This is a genomic window from Myroides sp. LoEW2-1 (genome assembly GCF_009767705.1).
Lineage (GTDB): Bacteria > Bacteroidota > Bacteroidia > Flavobacteriales > Flavobacteriaceae > Flavobacterium > Flavobacterium album_A.
In genome coordinates this window covers 1-235 of sequence record NZ_WSPP01000193.1, presented here as the reverse complement: position 1 = coordinate 235, position 235 = coordinate 1, and the positions used below count along the sequence as shown (strand labels likewise).

At 31.9% G+C, this 235-nt stretch carries 1 pseudogene; it reads right to left on the bottom strand.

From position 1 onward, the window contains the following. Positions 1-220 (bottom strand): annotated as a pseudogene (locus tag GOQ24_RS11615) (IS21 family transposase); the annotation flags it as partial. Positions 221-235 lie beyond the last annotated feature (15 nt).

Genomic DNA, 235 nt, shown 5'->3' with positions numbered 1-235 from the left:
TATAAGTTTTAATTGGATATAAATCGATTGGTAAAGCTTTAAGAGCTTGTTTTTCAAAATCCAAGAACATCTCTGTTCGGCTGCTTTGTTTCTTCTGAAAAGGATAGTCATTGTAAGGCTTTAAAAGTTTTTTAATAGCTGTGTTTAGCTGATTTATACTGAAAAATATCTGACCATGTAGTTTGGTGTAGATTCGGCTATAGGTAATATTAACTGCCATTTCCACTGGAGATTT